This is a genomic window from Klebsiella sp. BIGb0149 (assembly GCF_004362605.1).
In the GTDB taxonomy this organism is placed as follows: domain Bacteria; phylum Pseudomonadota; class Gammaproteobacteria; order Enterobacterales; family Enterobacteriaceae; genus Klebsiella; species Klebsiella terrigena.
Window position 1 is genome coordinate 589050 of the sequence record NZ_SNYG01000002.1, and the last position, 23687, is coordinate 612736.

The window sequence follows — 23687 nt, forward strand, 5'->3', positions numbered from 1 at the left end:
AGGATCGTCATGAGAATTCTTGTCACGGGCGGGACCGGACTGCTTGGCAGCCGCCTGATCCCAAAACTTGCGGGCGCGGGTCACCAGATCTTCGCCCTCACCCGCGCCGCCGCCTCTCACGCCAGGCTGCGGGCAATGGGCGCAACGCCGTTTGACGCCGATCTGGAAAGCAATGCTCCCCTGATTTTGCCGGCGACCGACGCGGTGGTGCATGCTGCCGCCATGTTCCGCTTTTCAGGTCCGCGCGTCCCCTTCTTCCGCACCAATGTCGATGGCACCGCCGCGCTGCTGAAAGCCGCCGGGAATTCCGCAGCGCGGACGTTTATCTACATCAGCGCTGCGGGCGTCATACAGGATGAAGCCGGCACGCCGATCCGCAACGCCAATGAAAGCGCCCTCACCTACCCGCACCATTTTTCAGCCTATCTGGCCAGCAAAGCGCGGGCCGAATCGCTGGTACTGGCAGCCAACAGGCCCGACTTTACTACAATCGCCCTGCGCCCGCCGGCGATCTGGGGGCCGGGCGATCCCTTCAGCCGCCAGCTTCCCGCCGCGATAAAGTCCGGGCAGTTCGCCTTCATCGATCGCGGTAACTATGCCTTTTCGACCTGCCACGTTGACAATGTGGTGGAAGCGATTGAATGCGCGCTTGAGCGCAGCGCTGGCGGTCGCGCCTTCTTCATCACAGATCGGGAAAAGTGGACGTTCCGCGAATTCATCGCGTCTATTGCAGGCGCTCAGGGGCTCTCTATTGAGGAGCTGCGCTCGATGCCCTACTGGCTCGCCTCGGCCGCTGGCCGGGTGATGGATGCCGTCTGGACCATTACGCGAAAAAAAGACGATCCGCCGATTTCCCGCTCGATGATGCGCATGATCGGGCGAGAGTTTAACCTCGACGACTCCGCCGCGCGCCGCGATTTGGGCTATGTCGGGAAGACTTCGCGTGCGGATGGCCTGCAAGCCTACGGCACTCCTTCCTCGCAGAAAAGGTTTTCCGCCGTTGATGAAGCGCTCAGAAAATAGGTCATCGGTATGCTTTCCCGAGCCATAAATAAGGGAACATTGAGATACAGCCTAACGGTCGCAGAATATATTTACTGTGAATAAAAGCATGTCTTTAAAAACAGTATTGACACTACTTTTAAAATGGTTAAATTAGGATTCAACAGCGGTGAAGTAGTAGTTCGCTGTTATAAGTTGAAAGTGTTAGTAAGGTAACAAAAGTAATTTGCGATAAAGGTCACGTATTTTGTTGTATGGGATTACGGATGTTAAGAAGCGTTTTTTTACATCGGTAATGTTTTAAGGCCACGTAGTTAGGGTAGTTAATCGCAAATCTGGGGGAAGTAGCGCGACGATGTAAGGCCATGTTTTTTAAAGTTATTTCTTGCGATTGAGTTAGGTACGTTAGTTAAGTGAAGCGATCGCAACGGAAGTCAGGCCACGCATCAAAGAGTATATGTCGCGAGGGGATGTACTTGTTTAAAGTGCCATTTTTGAAGGTAATGAAAATGGTGGGGTAAAGTAACGAGAAAATAGAGGGAGGTTTTAGTTAGTACCAGCACCCAATATTATCTGTGATAAACGTGTACATTTAAAGCAGTATCATAAGTAGTATCCATATTAAGTCCATGAATGTTAAATCTTAAATCAGTAGTTCCTTAAAAGCCCTGGCTGCAACGGTCAGGGCTTTTTTGTATCTGCTTTTCGTATCTACTGCTTTGATCTCCTGTATCAATCGACTCCTGAGTGACGACCTCGTCCCCGTTTCCTGGGATAATTCAGCCTGTACGGGCATGACCGGAGCTGATTCCATCCCGTCATAACGCCTGTCTTTAAGCTCCTCCTCATTGCTGGCAGTCGCACGCGCTGGCGTATTATGCTAAACCATGTCGCTGACGATATGGTCTGCTGGCTGTCGTTGCCGCTCATGCACTAAACGGAGGTTATCATGATTTTTTTGGGCTACGTCACTTCGCGGACATACCTGCACTGGCCCGATCCTCCGCGCTGGTTAGCCAACTTTAGCTTTTATGAGCATCATCAATCCGCGCCTATTGCGGCTGAGCCCGGCACGATAATTCAGGCGGTACAGAACCTGGACATGACGGCGGACCCGATTATTAACGCGCTGCTAAAACTGCGTAAATTACCCGGCAGATGCTATCAACGCTTTACGCAGCATCCCTCCCCCCACACCATTGACGTCAATGATTTTGGCTTTGCCACATTCACCCCGCTGCATCAAACCAGCCGGGAGCTGGTTCTCGGACTTACCGGCCAGTTCTGGCGGCCCACGATGGCGGTTCATCGCCTCGCCGACGCCGAAGCGTTCGCCCGCTTTAACGAGGCTGATGCCGCGAAGCTTATCCTGTACTTTCGGGTCGTCACGGCCGACGGCGAGCACCGGCTGGTCACCGAGACCTTCGTGCACTGCCCTACCCCGCAGGTAAAACGGCGCTTCGCCTGCTACTGGGGAGTTATCCGCCCGGCAAGCGGCTGGATCCGTCGGCGAACCCTGCTTGCGGTGCAGCGTCAGCTGGCGCTGGAAAACAGCGAGGGCTAGAGGTGGCATGGGGAATGGCAGACGCCGGAGAGGTCTGCTTTAGCCTGCGGCGCGCTCACCCTGTCGAAATAAGCTAAGCGGAGAAGAAGGACTCCCCTTCCCCACCGGACGCGGGCCGCGGGCCGCGAGTTAACAAAGCTACAGCGCCACAACGCGATAGTTGGCGATTCTTAATTCCGCTATTTGCTGCATATCGATATGGGACAAGGTGAAATCAAGGATCGCAAAGTTCTCGGCCATTCTCCCGGGGTTGGATGACATGGTGTTTGACTGAATGCCCGACTGTAAAATCCAGCGCAGAATAATTTGTGCTGGCGTCCTGGCATAATAGTCCGCCAGCCGCTGAATAAGCGGATATTTAAGTACCTCTCCCCGGGCTATCGAACAATACGATGATAGCGGGATCTGCGTCTCTACCGCAGCCTGCAGCAGATCGCGTTGATCGAGCAGAGGGTGAAACTCGACCTGGTTGACGACGAGCGGCGTGGCGATCTCGTCGCGTGCCGCCCCCATCTGCTCAGGCGAGAAGTTACTTAAGCCAATATATTTTGTCAGCCCCTGCCGCTGCGCCTGCTCCAGCAAACGCAACGTGGCGCTGAACGCCTGCTTTGGCGGGCTATGCAGCAGCAGCACATCCACCTGTTCAACGTTAAGCGCCGCCAGGCTGCGCGCCACCGAAGCCATAAACAGATCTTTGCGGTAATTCGCCGGCAGGACTTTCGTCGTGATGCAAAGCTCACCGCGCGCGACGGGATGACGGCTTAATACCTGCCCAATCTGCTGTTCGTTTTCATACATCTGCGCGGTATCGATCGCCCGATAGCCGATGCTCAAGGCATGCTCTAAGGCGGTGGTTAAGCGTTCTCCGCGCAGTTTATAGGTGCCAAAACCGCGGATAAACTCGGGCCGATAAAGAATATTCATATCTTTTTCCTCAGGGGACGCTTTAGCGGCGCAGCGGCTGATTCGCCGCCTGCTGCCAGAGCGAGCCGATATTAAACGCCGTCGACTCCAGCAGGGTGGCGGCTTCTCGTAGAGCACGCTCGTAAGAAATAATGCCGGGGACCAGCGAAAACGCCGAGATTAAACCGAGCTCATACAGCGCTTCATATCCGCTGCCGAGCGAGCCGGCCAGCGCAATGCTGGGGCAGCCGTGGGCATGAGCGCGGCTGATAACGCCGGCAGGCCCCTTACCGCCGCTGGTCTGGGCATCAAGCCGCCCCTCGCCGGTAATGACCAGATCGGCATCGCGCACCTGCGCATCGAAATGCAGCGTGTTGAGCACAATATCGATCCCGCTCGACATCTCTGCGTTCAGCACCCCCTGCAGAGTGGCGCCGATCCCGCCTGCGGCACCTCCGCCCCTCAGGCTGGCGATATCGTCCCCGGTTCTGGATGTGAGAATAGTGGCGATCCGCGCCAGGTTGCTTTCAATCCTGGCCGCCGTTTGCGCGGTTACCCCTTTTTGCGGACCAAAAACCGCGGTCGCGCCCTGCTCGCCGAGCAGCGTATTGTTGACGTCGCAGGCCAACAGCAGCTCCACCCGGGCTAATCGCGGGTCCAGTCCGCTGAGATCGATGTCAGCCAGCTCATCAAGCCCTCCGGCGCCCCAGGGTACGTCCTCCCCCGCGGCGGTGATACAGCGGCAGCCCAATGCCTGCAGCATCCCAATCCCTCCTTCATTGGTAGCGCTGCCTCCGAGGCCGATAATTATTTTATCGACGTCGCGATCCAGTGCCGCTTTAATCAGCTCCCCAACCCCGTAGCTGGTGGCGAACAGCGGATCTCGGTCCTCCGGAGCAACCCACTGCAGGCCGCAGGCGGCGGCAACCTCAATGACCGCCGTTTTCCCTTCGCCAAGCAGGCCGAAAAAACCGTTCACCGGCGTCCCCATCGGCCCGGTTACCGCGACCGAAATCCGCTGGCCTGAGGTCGCGTTTATCAGCGCATCAACCGTGCCTTCACCGCCGTCAGCTATCGGCAGCTTCACGCACTCCACGCCAGGCAGGGCTCGACGAAGCCCCCGCTCGATAGCATCGGCAACGGCGCTGGCGGACAGACTCTCTTTAAAGGAGTCCGGGGCAATAATTATTTTCATCGCGATTTACCTGCTATCAATCAGAAACGGGAAACCAACATTCCGCCGTCGGCGCTAATCACCTGGCCGGTTAGGTAGGGCATCCCGCCGCTGGCCAGAGTGGTGACTATCGTGCCTATCTGAGCGGGGGTCCCCAGCTCCGGCAGCAGGGTTAAGCCTTCATCAACGCGCTGTTGGTACATTGCCAGCGAAGGCTGCGTCATTTCGGTAGCAATCAGTCCTGGCTGAATATCAAACACCTGCACCCCCGCCCTGGCGAGGCGCGAGGCGAATAGTTTTGCCACCATCGCTGCCCCGGCCTTTGACACACAGTACTCCCCTCGGTTGATGGAGGCCGCCGAGGCGTTCGAGGAAGAGACGACGATAAGGCTGTAGTGCAGTTCGGGAGAGCAGGTACCGGCAAGCAGGCGCCGGGCAAAAGCCTGGCAGAGAAAGAACGTGGCGCGGGCGTTAACGGCCTGGCAGCGATCGTAGCTTTCCGGCGTCACGTCGAGGAGATCGCCGCGGCTGGTCACCGATACGCCGGCGTTGTTGACAAAGGTCGTCAGCGGACCCAGTTCATGCTCCGCCCGCGCCAGCATCCTGTCGTGCAGGCTGATATCCGCCACGTCGCCGGGCACGGCAACGGCGTTAACGCCCCAGCCCTTTAGCCGCGCTACCGATGCCTGCAGCGCCGCAGAATCCTGATAATCGTTCAGCGCAATATCAAAGCCCGCCTGCGCCAGCTTTGCGGCAATCTCAAAACCGATGCCTCGCGCCCCGCCGGTGATAAACGCTACCTGTCGTGTTTTAACGGTCATGTCTTGTCCCATTGTGGAGTGAGAATACGCCGAAAGCATAGCTACACCCCTCATCACTTGTAAATAAATAGTTACTTACTATATGCAAATATGAGATCTGCGTACTCCACGCGTGACGGGTGAAGATCGCCAGCAAAATCTTTGTGACTGATATCTCAAACGCAAGCAAAACAGCCCGGGACGAAAAAATGAGTAAAAGATAATATAAATCATATTGATAAGAGATATTCTCAGGCAAAACCCCCGAGGAGAAGCATTTACTCATTCACAAAGGAAATATTTAAAAATAACAATAAAAAACAAAATACTAGACAATTCCCTATCCGATAAACGAGCCACGTAAACCCGGCCCAAAGCGCTTCATTGCCAATCTCATTCTCGAATGATATATCATCAACTTGTAAGTAATTAGTTATTTACATGTAACGTATTTTTCATCGGGTTAACGCCTTCATGTAAACCGAAAAGACAGGAAATATCGCTATGTCATTTATTAAAAAATTCGTTGAACAAAGCGTGATTAGCCGACGTGAATTCCTGCTGAAAAGTGCCCTGGGCATCGGCAGCATGGCAGCGCTTCCGCTTATCAGCCCGCTCTCAAAAGCCATGGCGGCTGAAGGCGGAAACCTCACGCTGGCCTGGGGCTATCGCGATCCTGACAACTCCTACTGGAACGCGATTGCCGCCGGCGGGCAATCTTATGCGAAGACGCAAAACTCGACGATGGTGAGCCTGATTAACGGCGGCAATAACGAGAAGGTTCTTTCGGATATCAAAGCCCTGCTTTCCAAAACCGAAGGGAAGCTGGCGATCGGCTGCGATCCTAACGATGCCCCTAACGCGCGGGCCGTCGTGACCGCCTGCCAGCAGCGCGGCGCGTTTATTACCACCATCTGGAACAAAACCGACGATCTGCATCCCTGGGATTTTGGCGACAACTACGTGGCCCACATCAGCTGGTCGGATTTCGAACCGGCGCAGCAGTGTGCGCAGCTGCTCTTTGACGCAATGGGGAAAAAAGGCGGGATTGTCGGGCTGGGTGGGATCGCCTCCAACGTCCCGGCGATTGAGCGTAAAGCGGGGCTGATGCACAAGCTGAAGGAGAACCCGGATATCAAGCTGCTGGACTGGCAGGATGCGGACTGGAGCACCTCGAAAGCCAACGACATGATGTCGACGATGCTCACCCGCTTCGGGGATGATATCAAAGGTATCTTCTCCTCCAACGACAGCATGACCCTCGGCATTATTGAGGCTCTGCGTGCCGAAGGGCTGGCAGGACAGATCCCGATTGTCTCCTACGACGGCACCCCGGACGCCGTCAAGCTGTGCATCAGCGGTGAAATCCTCTGCACCGTAAGCACCGACCCGTACTGGGCAGGAGGCATTGCGCTTTCACTGGCTCACCATGCGGCCATCGGCAGCTTCAAACCCTCCGCTGAGCCGCATGAGCATCGCGAATTTTACGGTCCGACGATCATGATAACCAAAGACGATGCGCAGAAATGGTATCAGGACAATATCGTCAATACGCCGGTGAACGACTGGAATAATTTCTGGCAGGCGTCGAAGGGGCCTATTCAATATCGCAAATTGTAGTTCCCCCACTCTTCTGCAGATATTTATTGTCGATGAAGACGTTATAAATTCAATGAGTGAAGGTCGACCATGTCATCACATTCAGGCTACAAAGATTTTTTGCGCAAATGGGCGCCGCTGATGGTGCTGCTGCTGCTTTGCACCATCATCAGCGTTGTCTACCCGGGTTTTTTATCCGTGCGTAACTTCTCACGTTTACTGACCGCCAGCGCCGCGCCGTTAATGATTGCCATTGGCGTGACGTTTATCATTATTATGGGTTCGATCGACCTGTCAATTGAAGGCATTATGGCTTTCTGCGGCTCCATGCTGGCAATTATCATGGTGAAGCTGGGCGGTTTTAACGAACTCGGTTATTTGGCGATCCCCGCCGCGATCCTTATTTCGGCAGCCTGCGGACTAATCAACGGTCTTATTCACGTAAAGCTTAAAATCCCCTCATTCCTGGTCAGCCTGGGCATCGGTTTTAGCTTAATTGGCGTCACGATGGTGACGACCGGCGGCGAACGTATTCCCCTGCCCGACCCGGTATTCCGGTTACTGCTGACCGAGCGCATTTTTGATTTCCCGCTGATGGTCTATCTCGCCGGGGCGGCCCTGCTGTTTGCCTGGTTTATTCAACGCTATACCGCGCTGGGGCGTAATTTTTATGCGATCGGCGGCGGCGAGCATCTGGCCTACGCGTCTGGCCTGTCGGTAAAACGTATTCGCGTGCTTGGCTTTGCGCTGGCCGGAGTATTTTACGGCCTGGGTGCCGTCTTTGCGGTCGCCCGTCTGGGCTCGGTCGCCAGCAACCTTGGCGATGGGTACACCTTTATCGCCATCACCTCCGTCGTCGTCGGTGGCACCTCCTTAATGGGCGGCAACGGCGGCGTGTGGCAAAGCCTGGTTGGGGTACTGATTATCAACGTCATTAACAACGGCATGGTGCTGGTCGGCTTCCCGACCTATATCCAGCAAGGGGTTTTAGGCGCCCTGGTTATCATCTCGGTGGCATTAGTCACTAATCGTAAACGTCTGCAAATAGTGAAGTGACGATTATGCTTGAATTCAAAAATGTTGGTAAATCGTTCCCGGGCGTTCTGGCCTTACAGAATATAAATCTGCAAATTAATCCCGGCGAAATTGTCGGATTAGTCGGCGAAAACGGCGCCGGGAAATCGACGCTGATGAAAATAATTTACGGCGCCTATCAGCATGATAAAGGTGAAGTGCTGATTAACGGTCAGCCGGTGGTATTTCGCTCGCCACGCGACGCCATGATGCAGGGTATCGGGATGGTATTTCAGGAGCAGTCGCTGATTTCCAACCTCAGCGTGATGGAAAATATATTCCTCGGCTTTGAACAACCGTTTAAAAAGCTGGGCGTTATCAACTGGAAAAAAATGGCGGCGGCGGCCAGAAAGCAGCTGGCGAAAGTCAAACTGGATATCGATCCGCAAACAATGACCGCCGAGCTTTCCTTTACCCAACGTCAGCTGGTGGAGCTGGCGAAGGTTTTAACCCTTGAGGAGAGAAGCAGCGGCCACTTAATTATCCTGCTCGACGAGCCGACTTCGGTCCTGCCGGCCCAGGAGATAGAGCTGCTGTTTGAGCTGGTCAGGGAGCTGAAAAGCCGGGCCTCTTTTATTTTCGTTTCGCATCGCCTCGATGAAGTGATGGCGCTGTCCGACCGCATCTACGTGATGAAGGATGGGCAGGTTATGGATATGCTCACCCGCGACCGCTTCGACGTGGTGAATATTCAGCGCCAGATGGTCGGCCGGGATATCGATGAACGCTACTATCGCGAGCATCGTAAGCACCGAATTAACAAAGAGACGACCTTAGTCGAATTAAAAAATATTTCGCTGCCGGGCCATTATAAAAACGTCTCCCTGTCGCTACACGCCGGCGAAGTGCTGGCGCTGGTCGGAACCGATGGCGCGGGTACCGAAGAAATCATCCGCTCGATCTTCGGATTGATGCAGCCGGAACGGGGAGAAGTGATCCTCAACGGCAGAGCGGTACGCAAATTTAGCCCCACCCACAGCATCGCCGAGGGAGTGGGATATATTCCTCGCGAGCGCAAAATCGAGGGCATCGTCGAAGGCATGTCGGTGGTGGAAAATATTACCCTCGCCAACCTGCAGGACTATTCCAGCGGCGGACTGCTGCAGGTCCATCACGAGCGCAGGCTGGCAAACGAGTGGGTTAAAAAGCTGTCGATTAAAACCGCCAGTATTGATACGCAATGCGGCAAGCTTTCCGGCGGCAATCAGCAAAAGGTGGTGCTGTCGAAATGGCGGACCGCTGAGGCGAAAATCATCCTGCTTGACCACCCTACCCGCGGCCTCGATATCGGTGCCAAAGAGGATGTCTATGACTTAGTACGCGACTTCACCGATGAGCAATGCGGCGTGATTTTGATCGCCGACTCTCTGGAGGAGGCTATCGGCCTCGCCCACACCATCGCTATTTTTAAGGACGGCCGACTGATGTATCAGTTTACCGGCTGCGAAGAGAAGCGCCCGGAGCAATATGAATTATTGCAGCATTTCGTCTAGGTTATTAAGGCCCATCTCCATGAAAATCATCCGTTCTGACTCATTAGCAGTGCCGACAAATAATAATAGCGGTAGCCCGACACGGCCGCCGTTAACCGGGCGTGAAAAAATCACCCGCTATTTACCGATACTCACCCTGGCGGTATTAGTGGCCTTGGTCAGCCTCTATAACCCGGATTTTCTTAAGCTCGACAATATATTCCAGCTGCTGCAGGACGCTTCGACGCTGTTTATTATGGCGATCGGCATGACCTTTGTGATTTATATCGGCGGAATAGATTTATCCGCCCAGTCGATTGCCAGCATGTCGACGGTCGTACTGGTCATTCTGCTATCGCAAATTGGCGTGCTGGCTATTCCGCTGACGCTGGCGATCGGCGCGCTGTTCGGCGCGGCTTCCGGCTGGGTGCATACCCGCTTTAAAATATCATCATTCATTACTACCCTCGCCGTGGGGGGGATCGCCTACGCTACCGGACAGGTTATTTCCGGACAGCGGGCGTTTTATATTCCTGGGGATATTCGCAGCCAGACGGTTGGCTGGATGACCGCCACCGTCTTTACGCTGCCGGCGGAAATCATCATCGCCGCCGTACTGCTGCTGCTGGCGCTGCTGATGGAAAGACGCACCGCGCTGGGACGCCATATGAAGGCGGTTGGCGCAGGGGAATCCGCCGCGCTCGCCAGCGGCGTGAAGGTGGTCAAGGTGAAGATCCTCACCTTTGCCATCGCCGGAGCGTTCGCCGCCGCCGCCGGGGTACTGCTGGCGGTCCGTCTCTCCGGCGCATCGCCGACGATGGCCGATCAGTTCCTGCTACCGGCGATTGTCGCGGTGCTGTTAGGCGGCACGCCGCTGACCGGCGGCGTGGGCGGCGTAGTGAGCACGCTTATCGGCACTCTCATCGTCGCCGTCATTCGTACCAGTATGACCTACCTGAACGTTGAAGCGCAGGCGCAGCAGATCTTCTTCGGGGCGCTGATGATCGCGGCCATTGCGATGACCATCGATCGTTCCAAAATTTCTACCGTTAAATAACCGGAGCCGGCCATGATCCCCAAATTAATGAAAGCGGCGGTGCTTACCGCCGCCAAAAAATTCGAAATACGCCAGGTCCCGGTCCCCGAATACGGGGATGACGAGGTCCTCATTCGCGTCAGCCAGTGTTCGATCTGCGGCACGGATATCCATATCTATAACGGCCACTATGCCCAGGATAAGCTACCGTTAATTCCCGGCCACGAGTTTAGCGGTGAAATTGTTGCCGTTGGCCCTCGCGTCGCGACCCTGACGCCGGGCCAGCGGGTGGTCGCCGATATCAATATCAGCTGCGGCCACTGCTATTATTGCCGGCGCAACGAGCTGCTCAACTGCCCGGAGATCCGCCAGCTCGGCATTCACACCCACGGCGCTTTTGCGCAGTACGTGGCCGTGCCGGCCCGCCTGGCGATCCCCGTCGGCGACGAGATTACGGATAGCGTTGCCTGCTTGACCGAGCCGTTCTCATGCGTAGTGCGCGCCGGTAAAAAAATCGGCCTCAGCGTGGCAGAGTCGGTAGTGGTCATCGGCGCCGGCCCGGTGGGCAATATGCATATTCAGATGGCGCGCCTGCTGGGGGCCGCGCCGATTATTGCCGTCGAGCTGAATCCGCAGCGCGCCGAGCTCGCCGGGCAGTGCGGTGCAGACTGCGTCATCACCGACCCCGAACGCGCTCTGGAGCAAATAAAGCAGCTCACCCAGGGCCGCGGTGCCGACGTGGCCATCGAAAGCGTCGGCCATCCCGAGCTCTACAAACAGGCGCTGACGTTTATGCGCCCCGGCGGACGGCTGCTGGCCTTTGGTTTAACCGACAGCGAAACCGCCATCGCCATCAGGCCGCTGGAGATTATTTTAAAAGAGCAAAGGATTCAGGGCAGCGTAGCCGGGATGGGGGAAGACATGCACCAGGCGCTACATCTGTTGCAGCATCAACGTTTTATCACCGCGCCCTTTTGCCAGTCCGTCCATCCGCTGGAGGATATTCAGCAGGTTTTCACCTCCCTGCTCGCGCAGCCGCAGTATTTGAAAGTCCAGCTGCGCATCGCGCAGGAATGAGGCCTTAGCGACGCGGATAAGGCCGCAAGGATCAAAAAAGGTGCTCATCAAGAGCACCTTTTTTATTCTGCAATCTTCACTCAGGCCTTGCGGTCTGCCGGGGTGGGCGCGCCTTCATCCAGCAGCCCCTGTTGTTGCAGCGTACGCCAGAAATCATCCGGGATCGGCGCGGCAATCCACTCAAGGCAGTTCTCAAGCTGCGCCACCGTGCGGGTGCCGGGAATGATGGTCGGCACCGCCGGGTGAGCCAGGACAAACTGTAGCGCGGCCGCCGGCAGGCTAACCTCATAATCGCGGCAGACGTTTTCAATTTTGCTGACCTTTTCCAGAACCTGCTGGCCGGCCGGGCCGTAGTTGTATTTCGCGTTCTCAACCGCCCCGGTCGCCAGAATTCCGCTGTTGAATCCCCCGCCGATCACCACCGCCGCATTGCGCTCCTCGCACAGCGGCAGAAACGCTTTTAACGCCTCCTGTTCCAGCAGCGTGTAGCGCCCGGCCAGCAGGAAACAGTCGAAGTCGGCCTCCTGCAGCGCCGCATGGCAAACTTCCCATTCATTGACGCCCATGCCGACGGCTTTAATCACCCCTTCATCACGCAGCTGCGCCAGCGCGCGCCACGCGCCGTCCATCGCCTGGCGAAAATAGTGCGGCTGCTTATCGCCGTGGGTATAAACATCACAGTCGTGAATAAAAGCGATATCGATATGCTCCAGCCCCGTGCGCTGCAGGCTGTCTTCAATCGAACGCATGGCAGCAGAGTAAGAGTAATCAAAAATCGCCTCAAACGGCAGCGGATTGACCCATGCCCCGGAATCAATTTCAGCGCGCTTTTTCGGCTTCAGCAGGCGGCCGACCTTGCTGGAGAGCACGTACTCATCGCGCGGATACCAGCGCAGGCCGTGGCCAATCCTCGCTTCGCTCAGGCCATGTCCGTACAACGGCGCCGTATCAAAATAGCGCAGGCCGCTGTTCCACGCCTGATGGATCATGTTTTCCGACTCCTGCTCGCTGATGGGGCGAAAAATATTGCCAATCGGCGCTGCGCCGTAGCCCATTGCGGTGACCTGAATATTTGTACGACCAAACGCATTCTTCTGTGATGGAACCATGCCAGCCCTCCTGCAGATTTATGATTTAATTAACTAACAAGATAGTTATATCAAAACGAATGTTGTGAAAATGTTACCTGGATAACAAAGCGTCATCAATTACGTTGATCCTTCATTTTTTTTCTGCAATTGTAACTAACTAGTTAGTTTATTTATTACCAAATACAACGAGGATAACGAGAATGCACGGCAAACTGAAAAGCGTCGATGACGCAGTGGCTTTGATTAAAGACAACTCCACCGTTGCCTTCACCGGCTCAGGCGGCGGGCTGCTGGAGTCCGACTACGTCATGGCGGCCATCGCGACGCGCTATCGTGAGACCGGGCATCCGCGGAATCTGACCCTGATTCATGCCTTAGGTATTGGCGACGGCAAGGGGTCCGGTCTTGGGCGGCTGGCCATTCCGGGCCTCATCAAACGGATCATCGGCGGGCACTGGTCGTGGTCATCCGAGCTGCAAAAAATGGCCCGCAACAATGAGATAGAAGCCTACTGCTTGCCCACCGGCATCATCATGACGCTGTATCGCGAAAGCGGCGCCGGGCGCCCGGGAGTCATTTCCAGCGTCGGGCTGGGGACCTTTGTCGACCCGCTGATTAGCGGTGGAAAATGCAACGACATCACCTGCGAAAATATCGTTTCGCGCATTGAGCTCGACGGGAAAACCTGGCTGCACTACAAGCCTTTTAAAGTTGATGTCGCGGTGATTCACGGTTCACAGGCGGATGCGGTGGCGAATATCTCCACCAGCGAAGAGCCGGCGGATCTGGATACGTATGCCGTCGCTTTAGCCGCGCATAACAACGGCGGCATGGTCATCGCCCAGGTGAAATCCACCACTCCTGAGCACTTTGTCCCGGCCCGAAAGGTGACCGTACCCGGCGTAATGATCGACCATATCGTTGAATGTCCGACGCAGTGGCAAAGCTATCTTGCCGAATACGATCCGGCCCTCTCCGGCCAGCTCGCCCCGCCGGATGAGCACCCGCTCGACGCGCCGGCAGAGGGCATTCGCCGCCTGATTTCTGGGCTAGCGGTACGGGAGCTGAAGCCGAATATGCGGGTCAATTACGGCTTCGGTATCCCCGGCGGGATCTCCGCTATGGCGGAGAAATCGCTGGTAGACTCCTGCTGGCAGATGGTGGAACAGGGCATTCACAACGGCCAGCTTCTCGACGGCGCGCTGTTCGGCGCGGCAAAGTATCCGCACGCCATCATTAGTTCGCTCGATCAGTTCGATCTGTTTTGCGGCGGCGGGCTCGATATCACCTTCCTCGGCATGGGAGAGATGGACGCGGAAGGCAATGTTAACGTTTCTCAGCTTGGCGACACGATCGTCGGGCCGGGCGGTTTTATTGATATTACCTGCGGTGCCAAAAAGGTGGTTTTCTGCGGCACCTTCGAAGCGAAAGGTTTACAGGTGTGCCAGCAGGGAGAGCAGTTACAAATCGAGTCTCACGGGCAAATTCCCAAGCTGGTGCAAAAGGTTCGCCATATCACTTTCAGCGGGCCGGAAGCCATAAAACGCGGGCAGGAGGTGCTGTACGTCACGGAGCGCGCCATTTTCAGGCTGACGGAAGACGGCGTTGAGCTGGTCGCGGTGGTCAGCGGGGTTGACCTCGAACGGGATATTTTGCAGCGCATGCAGTTCTGCCCGAAAGTCGATCGCCCCGCCATTGTTGCTCTTTGAATCGTGAGGGTAATGCGGGTATCAGGGCTGTAATATCCGCATTATCGTTTCGACGTTGAAATCAAGGCGCTGCTGAAGGGAATCAGCGTCCATGAAATTACGATCGAACAGAATGGCGCCGGTATATTTATTATTAAAGTAATAGTAGTTAACCGCCGCAATGGTAATAACCAGCTGCTCAGGATCGACGCCGGCCCTGAACACGCCCTGCTCCACGCCGCGCTGAAGAATATTCTCCATCAGGGCTACCATCGATTTTTGCGCTGATTTGATCGCCACCGACTTTTTCAGATGCACGGCGCGATGCAGGTTTTCACTGTTGACCAGCGTCAGAAATTCCGGATTTTTCAGGTAGTAGTTCCAGGTAAAGCGGACCAGCGCTTCAACCGCCTCTTGCGGCTCCAGCTTTTCAAGATTTAATTTTTTTTCCGCCGCTCGAATATCGAGGTAGGAGTCTTCAACAACTTTCTGGAAAAGCTGCTCCTTACTACCAAAGTAGTGATAAATCATGCGTTTATTTGACTTTGCTTTTTCAGCGACAACGTCAATGCGCGCCCCGCCGAGTCCCTTTTGCGCAAACTCTCGTTTCGCGGCTTTGAGGATCCGATTTTGTGTCGCAATAGGGTCACGGACCTGCACTGTTTTTTCAGAAGCTGATTTAGTCATTACATCGTTTTGGTTGCGGATCTGGCTGATGATTAATCCTTACTCATTGGAGGAAATCAAGAAAAATTTTTGGCTGTTCTCCTTTCTGCTAGCCGCTTAACAATTTCATTACAAGGGCTGGCGTTTCCTTATCCAATCGAAAAACAGCGTGCTAACATATGTAACCATATAGTTATATATATAATACATAAATCTTTTAAAACATCAAGTTAAACGCAAACAAACCCAATTCATTCTGTCAGCACTCATCACGTTGAGGGCAGGATGACAACGATCACACTCCGGCTCTTACCGTGCGGTAAGACATGCTATGAACGATGGGAAGAGAATTATGAGTAATACATTTCGCCCTGTAGACGTTAACCACGCTTTGCTGCCCGAAAAAGCACGCGAGTTTCAGATGTTCATCAATGGCAAATGGACCGCAGGCCACGGCAGCGAAAACTTTGTGCGTAAAAGCCCGGCTCACGATATTGTCGTCAGCAGCTATCCTGCCGGCACCGCTGAAGACGTTGATGATGCGGTAAAGGCGGCCAGAGAAGCCTTTGACTGCGGGAAGTGGTCGCGTATTAGCGGCGCGGCACGGGCGGCAGTACTGCTGAAAACCGCGCAGCTGATCCGCGAGAAGCTGGACGAGCTGGCGCTGCTGGAAACGCTTGAAACCGGTAAACCGATCGCCCAGTCCCGGGGAGAAATCCAGGGGGCGGCGGATATCTGGGAATATGCCGCAGGTCTGGCGCGCAGCGTCAAGGGCGACAGCTTTAATAACCTCGGCGACAGCATGCTCGGTCTGGTGACCCGCGAACCCATCGGCGTCGTCGGCGTCATCACCCCGTGGAACTTTCCTTTCTTTATCGGCGCGGAACGCTACCCCTATATTCTGGCGGCGGGCTGTACGCTGGTGGCGAAAGCCGCTGAGATCACCTCCGGCACGACCCTGCTGCTGGCCGGCATTCTTCAAGAAGCAGGCCTGCCCGACGGCGTATTTAACGTCGTCACCGGCAGCGGCTCGGTAGTCGGTCAGCATATTACCGAACATGCCGACGTTGATATGGTTTCCTTCACCGGCTCTACCGCCGTCGGCCAGATGGCGCTGCACGCTTCGGCAAAAAACATTAAGCGTCTTGGGCTGGAGCTGGGCGGCAAGAACCCGCAGGTGGTATTTGCCGATGCCGATATCGACGCCGCGCTGGACGGTACGCTGTTTGGTTTCCTGTTTAATACCGGCCAGTGCTGCGTCAGCGGCAGCCGCCTGCTGGTTGAGCGTTCAATCCATAAGGATTTCTGCCAGAAGCTGGTTGAGCGCGCGCGAAGAGTGCGCAGCGGCGATCCGCTGGATGAAAGTACCCAGATTGGCGCAATTATCACCGAGAAGCATTTCCAGACCGTGCTCGGCTATATTGAACAGGGCAAAAATGAGGGCGCAACGCTGCTCACCGGCGGCGGTGCGGTTAACGCCGGCTGCGGGCTGTTTATCGAACCCACTATTTTCGATGATGTGACGCCGGAGATGGCGATTTTCCGCGAAGAGATCTTCGGCCCGGTACTCTGCGTCACCCCGTTCGACAGCTATGAAGAAGCAATCAGAATTGCCAATGATACCTGCTACGGACTGGCTGCCAGCATCTGGACCTCGAACCTGGATCATGCGGTACAGGGATTCCGCGATCTTAAAGCGGGCAGGCTGTGGGTGAATACCACTATTGCCGGGGGTCCTGAACTGCCTTCAGGCGGATTTAAGCAATCCGGCATCGGACGCGAAAGCGGCAGCTATGGACTGGATGAATATACCGAAATTAAATCCGTGCATATTCAGTTGGGCAAGCGCGCCAAATGGCTCGCTGAGTGATTTTTGGCAGAGGATCGGACATGTACGACTACATTATTATTGGCGGCGGTTCGGCGGGTAGCGTCCTTGCCTCGCGCTTAAGTGAAAATAGCCACTGTAAAGTGCTGCTGGTTGAGGCTGGCCCAAAGGACAGCAACCCCTACATCCATTTACCGGTCGGTTTTAGCAAACTCACTTCCGGGCCGCTGACCTGGGGCTATAAAACGGTGCCCCAGCCCCAGCTGGGCAATCGTGAGCTGCTGTTTGCCCAGGGGCGTGTGCTGGGCGGCGGTAGCTCTATCAACGCGGAGGTGTTCACCCGCGGCACCCCGGCGGATTACGACCGCTGGGCGGCGGATGAGGGCTGCGACGGCTGGTCATTTGCCGATATCCAGCGCTATTTTATTAAATCCGAGGATAACGATACCTTTTCAAACGCCTGGCACGGCGTCGGCGGTCCGCTCGGCGTCTCCAGCCCGGTCAGCGCTAACCTGATGAGTAAAACCTTCAGTAAAGCCTGCCAGCAGGCGGGTTTGCCCTACAACCCTGATTTCAACGGTGCCACCCAGGCCGGCTGCGGTCTCTATCAGACCACCACCCGCCATGCCCGCCGCTGCTCCGCGGCGGTGGGATATCTGAAGGACGCAAGCCGACGCAGTAATCTCACCATTAAAACCGGCTGCCATATTTCTCGGCTGATTATCGATAACCAGCGCGCCGTCGGCGTGGAGATTTACCAGGATGGCAAGCAGCAGCGGCTGCATGCCAGCTGCGAAGTTATCGTCAGCGCCGGGGCGATCGGCTCCCCTAAACTGCTGCAGCTTTCGGGGATTGGTGCTGCGGATGAACTCGCTAGAAAAGGGATTACGGTCGCGGCCGATCTTCCGGGCGTGGGTGAGAATCTGCAGGACCACGTGGGCATCGATCTGATATTTGAGCTCGGCAACGCCCTGAGCTATGACAAGTACAAAAAGACGCACTGGATGATGTGGGCCGGGCTGGAGTATCTGCTGTTTCGCAAAGGTCCGGTATGTTCGAATATCGTCGAAGGCGGAGCATTCTGGTACGCCGATAAGCAGTCGGTGAACCCGGATACCCAAATTCACTTCCTGGCCGGAGCCGGCGTGGAAGCCGGTATCGAACCGGTGCCGTCCGGCTCCGGCGTGACGATTAACAGCTATTTCCTGCGTCCGCGCAGCCGCGGCCGGGTCGCTTTACGCACGGCGAACGCCAGCGACGCCCCGCTTATCGATCCGAACTATCTCAGCGATCCTTACGATATGAAAATGACGATCGAAGGCTGCAAGCTGATGCGCGATATCATGCAGCAAAGCGCCTTCTCGCCGTATATTCGCCGCGAGCATATGCCGGGACACGAAGCGCAAAGTGATAAAGATCTGGAAGAGTACATTCGCCGGTTTGCGCGCACCTGCTATCACCCGGTCGGCACCTGCAAAATGGGCGTCGATGAGCTGTCGGTCGTCGATACTCAGCTGCGCGTTCGCGGCATTGAAGGGCTGCGCGTGGTGGACTCGTCGGTGATGCCAAGCCTGGTCAGCTCTAACACCAATGCCCCCACCATCATGATTGCCGAGAAAGCCAGCGATCTGATTATCGCATCACACTGATCGCAAATTGCCGCCCATGTTCGCATCATGGGCAAAAATCGGTTGAATAAATAACTAAATAGTTATTTACTTAAATCGAGAGAAGCATAAAACATTCCGAGAGGTCACGATGAAAGTTCTCGTCCCCGTTAAACGCGTTGTCGATCATAACGTTAAAATCCGCGTCAAAAGCGATGGCAGCCAGGTTGATCTGACCAACGCGAAAATGGCGCTCAACCCGTTCTGCGAAATTGCGGTTGAAGAAGCCATTCGCCTGAAAGAGCTCGGCATCGCCAGCGAAATTGTGGTGGTAACCATCGGTGATGACGCGGCCCAGGAGCAGCTGCGCAGCGCCCTGGCAATGGGGGCCGATCGCGGGCTGCTCATCACCGCCGGCCAGTCCCTCGAACCGCTCAATCTGGCAAAACTACTGGCGAAAGTCGTCGCGCAGGAACAGCCGTCGCTGATCCTGATGGGGAAACAATCCATTGACGGCGACAACAATCAGACCGGGCAAATGCTCGCCGCGCTGTGCGGTTACCCGCAGGGAACCTTTGCCGCTGAACTACGCATTGAGGATGGTCAGGCCATCGTCACCCGTGAAATTGACGGCGGCCTGCAGATTGTTTCGCTGACGCTGCCGGCGATTATCACCACCGACCTGCGTCTTAACCAGCCGCGCTATACCTCCCTGCCCAACATGATGAAGGCCAAAAAGAAGCCGCTCACTATCCTGCCGGTAGAGGAGTTCGGCCTTGAATTACGCCCGCATACGGCGCTGTTACGGGTCGAGGCCCCGCCAGCACGCGAGGCCGGCGTGCGTGTCGAAAGCGTCGATGAACTGCTGAACAAGCTCAAAAACGAAGCGAAGGTGATTTGATATGGCGACTTTACTCCTTGTTGAACATGATAATAACCAGCTCAACGCGGTAACCTATAACGCGGTGAGCGCCGCCCGGGAGCTGGGCGGCGAGATTACGCTGCTGGTGGCGGGCGAAAAATGCCGTACGGTCGCGGAACAGGCGGCGCGCATTGAAGGCGTGACGAAGGTGCTGCTCGCCGACGATAGCGTCTTTAAAAACCAGCTGGCCGAAAACGTCGCCGCGCTGATCTTCTCCCTGCGCGAGGGTTACAGCCACATCCTTGCCGCCGCCACCTCAAACGGGAAAAACATCCTGCCGCGCGTGGCGGCCCTCGCCGACGTCGCGCAAATCTCCGACGTGATTGCGGTGGTCAGCGCCAGCGTGTTCAAACGCCCCATCTATGCAGGCAGCGCCATCGCCACCGTCGAGAGTCTCGACCCGCTGACGGTGCTGACCCTGCGCGTCTCGAGCTTCCCGGCGGCGCAAAAAAGCGAATCCTCCGCGTCGATTGAGCACATCAGCCGCGTCGATAATCCACCGGTTTCTCGCTTCATTCATGAAGAGCTGGCGCAATCGGACCGCCCTCAGCTTTCCACCGCCCGCGTGGTGGTCTCCGGCGGTCGCGCGCTGGGCAGCCGCGAAAACTTTGCGCTGATCGCGCAGCTTGCCGACAAACTGCACGGCGCCGTCGGCGCATCGCGCGCGGCGGTCGACGCCGGGATGGTCGCCAACGATCTGCAGGTCGGTCAGACAGGCAAAATTGTCGCGCCGGATCTCTACATCGCGGTGGGCATTTCCGGCGCGATTCAGCACCTGGCGGGAATAAGTAATGCCAAGGTCATCGTGGCCATCAACAGCGACGAAGAGGCGCCCATTTTCAAAATCGCCGACTACAGCCTGGTGGGCGATCTGTTCGAGATTGTGCCGCAGCTGGTGGCGAAACTCTGATGAGCAAGGGGCAGGCAACGAAAGATGGAGGTTATGGTGGAACGTGAAACGATGGAATTTGACGTCCTCATCGTCGGTGGCGGTCCTGCCGGGCTGTCGGCAGCCTGCCGGCTGATGCAGATGGCGCAGCAGGAGCAGCGCCCGCTGAGCGTTTGCGTCATTGAAAAAGGCGCCGAGATTGGGGCACATATTCTTTCCGGGGCGCTTTTCGAACCCCGGGCGCTCAAGGAGCTTTTTCCCGACTGGCAGTCGCTCGGCGCGCCGCTCGCGACTCCGGTAACGCAAGATGAGCTCTTGCTGCTGCGCGATGGCGAAAAAGCGTGGAAGATCCCGGCGGCCTTTATCCCTGCCCCGATGCATAACGCCGGTAATTACGTCATTAGCCTGGGGGATTTTTGCCGCTGGCTGGCCCGCCAGGCAGAGTCGCTGGGGGTGGATATTTTCCCCGGTTTTGCCGCCGCCAGCATCCTGTACGACGATGCGGGCGCCGTCGCCGGTATCACCACCGGCGATATGGGCGTCAATGCCGAAGGGCAAGAGAAGCCGGGCTTTACGCCAGGCATGAACCTGCTGGCGAAATATACCCTTTTTGCCGAAGGCTGCCGCGGCCATCTCGGCAAACAGCTGATCGCCCGCTATCAGCTTGATGCCGGCCGCGATGCGCAACACTACGCGTTGGGGATAAAAGAGCTGTGGGAGATCGCCCCGCAAAAAAGCCGGCCCGGAGAGGTCATCCACGCCTCCGGCTGGCCGCTGAGCGAAGGCGCGTCGGGGGGAAGCTTTCTGTACCATACTGGGAATAATCAGGTTGTCGTCGGGCTGATTGTCGATCTTAACTACCGCAACCCTTATTTAAGTCCGTTCGATGAGTTTCAGCGCATGAAGCATCACCCGGCCTTTAGCGAAACCCTCAGCGGCGGAAAGCGTCTCTGCTACGGCGCGCGCGCCATCACCAAAGGGGGTATCAATGCGCTACCCAAAATGCACTTTCCCGGCGGGCTGCTGATTGGCTGCGATGCGGGAACGCTCAACTTCGCCAAGATTAAGGGCAGCCACACGGCGATGAAAAGCGGCATGCTGGCCGCCGAATCGGTCTATCAGGCGCTGGTACAAACCCCCGATGAGAAACGGGACCTCGATGATTTTGCCCGGGCGTTTAGCGAGTCATGGCTGGGGGAAGAGCTGCGGCAGTCGCGTAACTTCGGTCCGCTGCTGCACCGTTTTGGTACGCTGGCAGGCGGGGCACTTAACTATATCGATCAGAACTGGTTTAAAGGAAAGCTGCCGTTCACGCTGCACGACCGCAGGGCGGATCATCTCCAGCTGGATACGGCCGAACGCAGCGCGCCCATCAGCTACCCGAAGCCGGATAACCAGCTGAGCTTTGATAAACCCTCTTCCGTATACCTGGCGAATACCTCCCACGATGAAGATCAGCCCTGTCACCTTCAGCTAAAAGACGCCGAACTTTCGCTGCGGGAAACGCTGCCTCGCTTTGCTGAGCCAGCGCAGCGTTATTGCCCGGCGGGGGTGTATGAAATTATCGCCCCGGAAGGAAAGCCCAGATTACAGATTAACGCGCAGAACTGCGTGCACTGTAAAACCTGCGATATCAAAGATCCGTTGCAGAATATCGTCTGGACGGTCCCCGAAGGAGGCAGCGGCCCCAACTACCCGAATATGTGATCTGTTCCCCACCCCGGCAGCGCCGGGGTTTTCTTTGCCTCCGCTCGGCCTCCCCCATCGCATATGCCGGGGTCATGGGGCGGGCGAAACGCTTCTCCGTGCCCTTCACCCACAGCGGGTATGAGAAAAACGTCGGATTCACTATTTACCTGCATCATGCCAGCCCACGAAACCATAAAAACAGGCTGGTCACCTGAGGTGATCAGCCTTATCCCGGTTAAGGTACCTTGTCGGCGGGCGACGGGCGTTACGCCAGCAAATTGCGGCCGATAATCATGCGCTGGATCTGGTTAGTTCCTTCATAGATTTGGGTTATCTTGGCATCACGGTACAGACGTTCCACCTCCACGCCGCGAATATAGCCGCCGCCGCCAAAAATCTGTACCGCGTTGCCGCTGTGCTGTACCGCAGCGTCGCCCGCGAAACATTTCGCCATTGAACAGGCAATCGAGGTATCCGGGGCGTCGGTATCAATTTTATACGCCGCGCTATGCACCAGCAGGCGAGCGGCTTCGGTATCTTTGGCGATATCTGCCAGCATAAACTGCACGCCCTGGAAATCAGCAATCGGCTTGCCAAACTGTTCGCGCTGTTTCGCATACTCAATCGCCGCTTCGAGACCGGCACGCGCAATGCCTACCGCCAGCGCGCCAATCCCCACCCGCCCTTTATTCAGCACGCTCATCATAATATGGAAGCCGCGGTTTTCCGGCCCCAGCAGCGCATCCGCCGGCAGCCTGACCTGGCTGAAGTGCAGTTCGCCGACCTGCGACGAGCGTTGGCCCATCTTGTGCTCTTTAGCGCCGCGCGAAACGCCGTCGCGCGAGCAGTCGACAATAAAGATGCTCATACCGCGGTGACCGGCTTCCTTATCAGTGCGCGCCAGGACGAAGGCCACATCGGCGACCGGCGCATTATGGATCCACAGCTTGCTACCGTTCAGCACCCAGCCCTCTTCGGTGCGCGTGGCGGTGGTTTTAATTCCCGAAACGTCAGAGCCGGCGCCGGCCTCAGTGATGCAATAGGCCCCTTTCAGCGACGCGTTCAGCAGCCCAGGCAGCCATTGGGCGCGTTGCGGATCGTTACCATATTTTGACAGCAGCGTCCCCAGCAGCTCCACCAGGCCGCACTGATCGGCAATCGAGGCATAGCCACGCGACAGCTCTTCCATCACCACAGCGTAGGCGACAGCATCCAGCCCAACACCGCCATACTCTTCCGGAACGGTGATACCAAACAATCCCAGCTCACCCATCTGTTTATAGATCTCGGCGGCAAAGCGCTCCTCTCTGTCCAGCTCTTCGGCCTGAGGCCGAATTACTTCGTCGGCAAACTTACGGGTCATTTCGCGGATCTGTTGATGGGTTTCAGTCAAATACATGGTCATTCTCCTGCCGGCTATTATTCATGCCGCCTGTTTTTTGCGACATCCGAACGCATTAATTAAATAACCAGATAGTTACTACATTGGATAAATATTGCTGTCAATACCGTTAAATAATTGTTGTTAACCCATCGACAAATATTGCAGGTAAAGGCCGCCCCCCGATCACAGGAGGCCGTTCCGGTTATCACTTTGGCCGCGAAT

Annotated in this window: 19 protein-coding genes; 13 read left to right on the top strand and 6 right to left on the bottom strand. The window is 56.3% G+C overall.

The genetic code is table 11. From position 1 onward, the window contains the following. The first annotated feature begins 9 nt into the window (after window positions 1–9). Together EDF75_RS09645 and EDF75_RS09650 are read left to right on the top strand one after the other, a co-directional pair. Window positions 10–1023 carry an NAD-dependent epimerase/dehydratase family protein gene (locus EDF75_RS09645; protein WP_133598838.1) on the top strand — a complete coding sequence of 338 codons (1014 nt, stop codon included), beginning with the start codon at window positions 10–12 and terminating at the stop codon, window positions 1021–1023. A gap of 928 nt (window positions 1024–1951) precedes the next feature. Continuing rightward, on the top strand, window positions 1952–2566 hold the full coding sequence (locus tag EDF75_RS09650; RefSeq protein WP_133598840.1) for a hypothetical protein: 615 nt from the start codon (window positions 1952–1954) through the stop codon (window positions 2564–2566). Window positions 2567–2704: 138 nt separating this feature from the next. On the opposite strand, the gene EDF75_RS09655 is transcribed toward EDF75_RS09650, so the two are convergent. From EDF75_RS09655 to EDF75_RS09665, 3 genes are read right to left on the bottom strand one after another with little or no spacing between them, the layout of a single operon-like run. Beyond that, window positions 2705–3490 carry an aldo/keto reductase gene (locus tag EDF75_RS09655; RefSeq protein ID WP_095101007.1) on the bottom strand — a complete coding sequence of 262 codons (786 nt, stop codon included), beginning with the start codon at window positions 3488–3490 and terminating at the stop codon, window positions 2705–2707. Window positions 3491–3512: 22 nt separating this feature from the next. Then, window positions 3513–4664: a glycerate kinase gene (locus tag EDF75_RS09660; protein WP_133598842.1), complete on the bottom strand. Its 1152-nt coding sequence runs from the start codon at window positions 4662–4664 to the stop codon at window positions 3513–3515. 20 nt (window positions 4665–4684) lie between these two features. Continuing rightward, window positions 4685–5464: a 3-ketoacyl-ACP reductase gene (locus EDF75_RS09665; RefSeq protein WP_133598844.1), complete on the bottom strand. Its 780-nt coding sequence runs from the start codon at window positions 5462–5464 to the stop codon at window positions 4685–4687. A 483-nt stretch (window positions 5465–5947) separates the two neighbouring features. Here EDF75_RS09665 and EDF75_RS09670 point away from each other — a divergent pair, with 483 nt between their 5' ends. From EDF75_RS09670 to EDF75_RS09690, 5 genes are all read left to right on the top strand, one after another. Then, complete coding sequence (locus EDF75_RS09670) at window positions 5948–7063, top strand: sugar ABC transporter substrate-binding protein (RefSeq protein ID WP_133598846.1); 1116 nt, start codon at window positions 5948–5950, stop codon at window positions 7061–7063. Window positions 7064–7132: 69 nt separating this feature from the next. Then, window positions 7133–8098 carry an ABC transporter permease gene (locus EDF75_RS09675; protein ID WP_133598848.1) on the top strand — a complete coding sequence of 322 codons (966 nt, stop codon included), beginning with the start codon at window positions 7133–7135 and terminating at the stop codon, window positions 8096–8098. A 5-nt stretch (window positions 8099–8103) separates the two neighbouring features. Next, window positions 8104–9609, top strand: a complete 1506-nt coding sequence (locus EDF75_RS09680) for a sugar ABC transporter ATP-binding protein (RefSeq protein WP_133598849.1) — start codon at window positions 8104–8106, stop codon at window positions 9607–9609. Window positions 9610–9628: 19 nt separating this feature from the next. Further along, entirely contained in the window at window positions 9629–10645 is a 1017-nt protein-coding gene (locus tag EDF75_RS09685) for an ABC transporter permease (RefSeq protein ID WP_095100997.1), read from the top strand. 12 nt (window positions 10646–10657) lie between these two features. Continuing rightward, entirely contained in the window at window positions 10658–11701 is a 1044-nt protein-coding gene (locus EDF75_RS09690; protein ID WP_133598851.1) for a zinc-dependent alcohol dehydrogenase, read from the top strand. A gap of 80 nt (window positions 11702–11781) precedes the next feature. Here EDF75_RS09690 and EDF75_RS09695 read toward each other — a convergent pair whose 3' ends face one another. Beyond that, window positions 11782–12810 (bottom strand): aldo/keto reductase, encoded by a 1029-nt coding sequence (locus EDF75_RS09695; protein ID WP_133598853.1) that lies wholly within the window; start codon window positions 12808–12810, stop codon window positions 11782–11784. Window positions 12811–12992: 182 nt separating this feature from the next. Between EDF75_RS09695 and EDF75_RS09700 the strand changes: the two genes are divergently transcribed. After that, entirely contained in the window at window positions 12993–14501 is a 1509-nt protein-coding gene (locus tag EDF75_RS09700) for an acyl CoA:acetate/3-ketoacid CoA transferase (RefSeq protein WP_133598855.1), read from the top strand. 21 nt (window positions 14502–14522) lie between these two features. Here the strand turns inward: EDF75_RS09700 and EDF75_RS09705 are convergent, their stop codons facing one another. Further along, window positions 14523–15140, bottom strand: a complete 618-nt coding sequence (locus EDF75_RS09705) for a TetR/AcrR family transcriptional regulator (RefSeq protein ID WP_243657290.1) — start codon at window positions 15138–15140, stop codon at window positions 14523–14525. 358 nt (window positions 15141–15498) lie between these two features. On the opposite strand from EDF75_RS09705, the gene EDF75_RS09710 reads away from it, so the two are divergent. The 5 genes from EDF75_RS09710 (at window position 15499) to EDF75_RS09730 (ending at window position 22099) form a co-directional block, all read left to right on the top strand. Beyond that, on the top strand, window positions 15499–17016 hold the full coding sequence (locus EDF75_RS09710) for an aldehyde dehydrogenase family protein (RefSeq protein ID WP_133598857.1): 1518 nt from the start codon (window positions 15499–15501) through the stop codon (window positions 17014–17016). A gap of 20 nt (window positions 17017–17036) precedes the next feature. Continuing rightward, window positions 17037–18623 carry a GMC family oxidoreductase gene (locus EDF75_RS09715; protein ID WP_133598859.1) on the top strand — a complete coding sequence of 529 codons (1587 nt, stop codon included), beginning with the start codon at window positions 17037–17039 and terminating at the stop codon, window positions 18621–18623. A gap of 109 nt (window positions 18624–18732) precedes the next feature. Then, the gene (locus EDF75_RS09720; protein WP_133598861.1) at window positions 18733–19482 is read left to right on the top strand and encodes an electron transfer flavoprotein subunit beta/FixA family protein; all 750 of its coding nucleotides are present in this window, start codon (window positions 18733–18735) and stop codon (window positions 19480–19482) included. 1 nt (window position 19483) lies between these two features. Further along, on the top strand, window positions 19484–20413 hold the full coding sequence (locus EDF75_RS09725; RefSeq protein WP_133598864.1) for an electron transfer flavoprotein subunit alpha/FixB family protein: 930 nt from the start codon (window positions 19484–19486) through the stop codon (window positions 20411–20413). Window positions 20414–20437: 24 nt separating this feature from the next. After that, complete coding sequence (locus EDF75_RS09730) at window positions 20438–22099, top strand: electron transfer flavoprotein-ubiquinone oxidoreductase (RefSeq protein WP_133598866.1); 1662 nt, start codon at window positions 20438–20440, stop codon at window positions 22097–22099. Window positions 22100–22346: 247 nt separating this feature from the next. On the opposite strand, the gene EDF75_RS09735 is transcribed toward EDF75_RS09730, so the two are convergent. Further along, entirely contained in the window at window positions 22347–23480 is a 1134-nt protein-coding gene (locus EDF75_RS09735; protein WP_133598868.1) for an acyl-CoA dehydrogenase family protein, read from the bottom strand. Window positions 23481–23687: the final 207 nt, after the last annotated feature.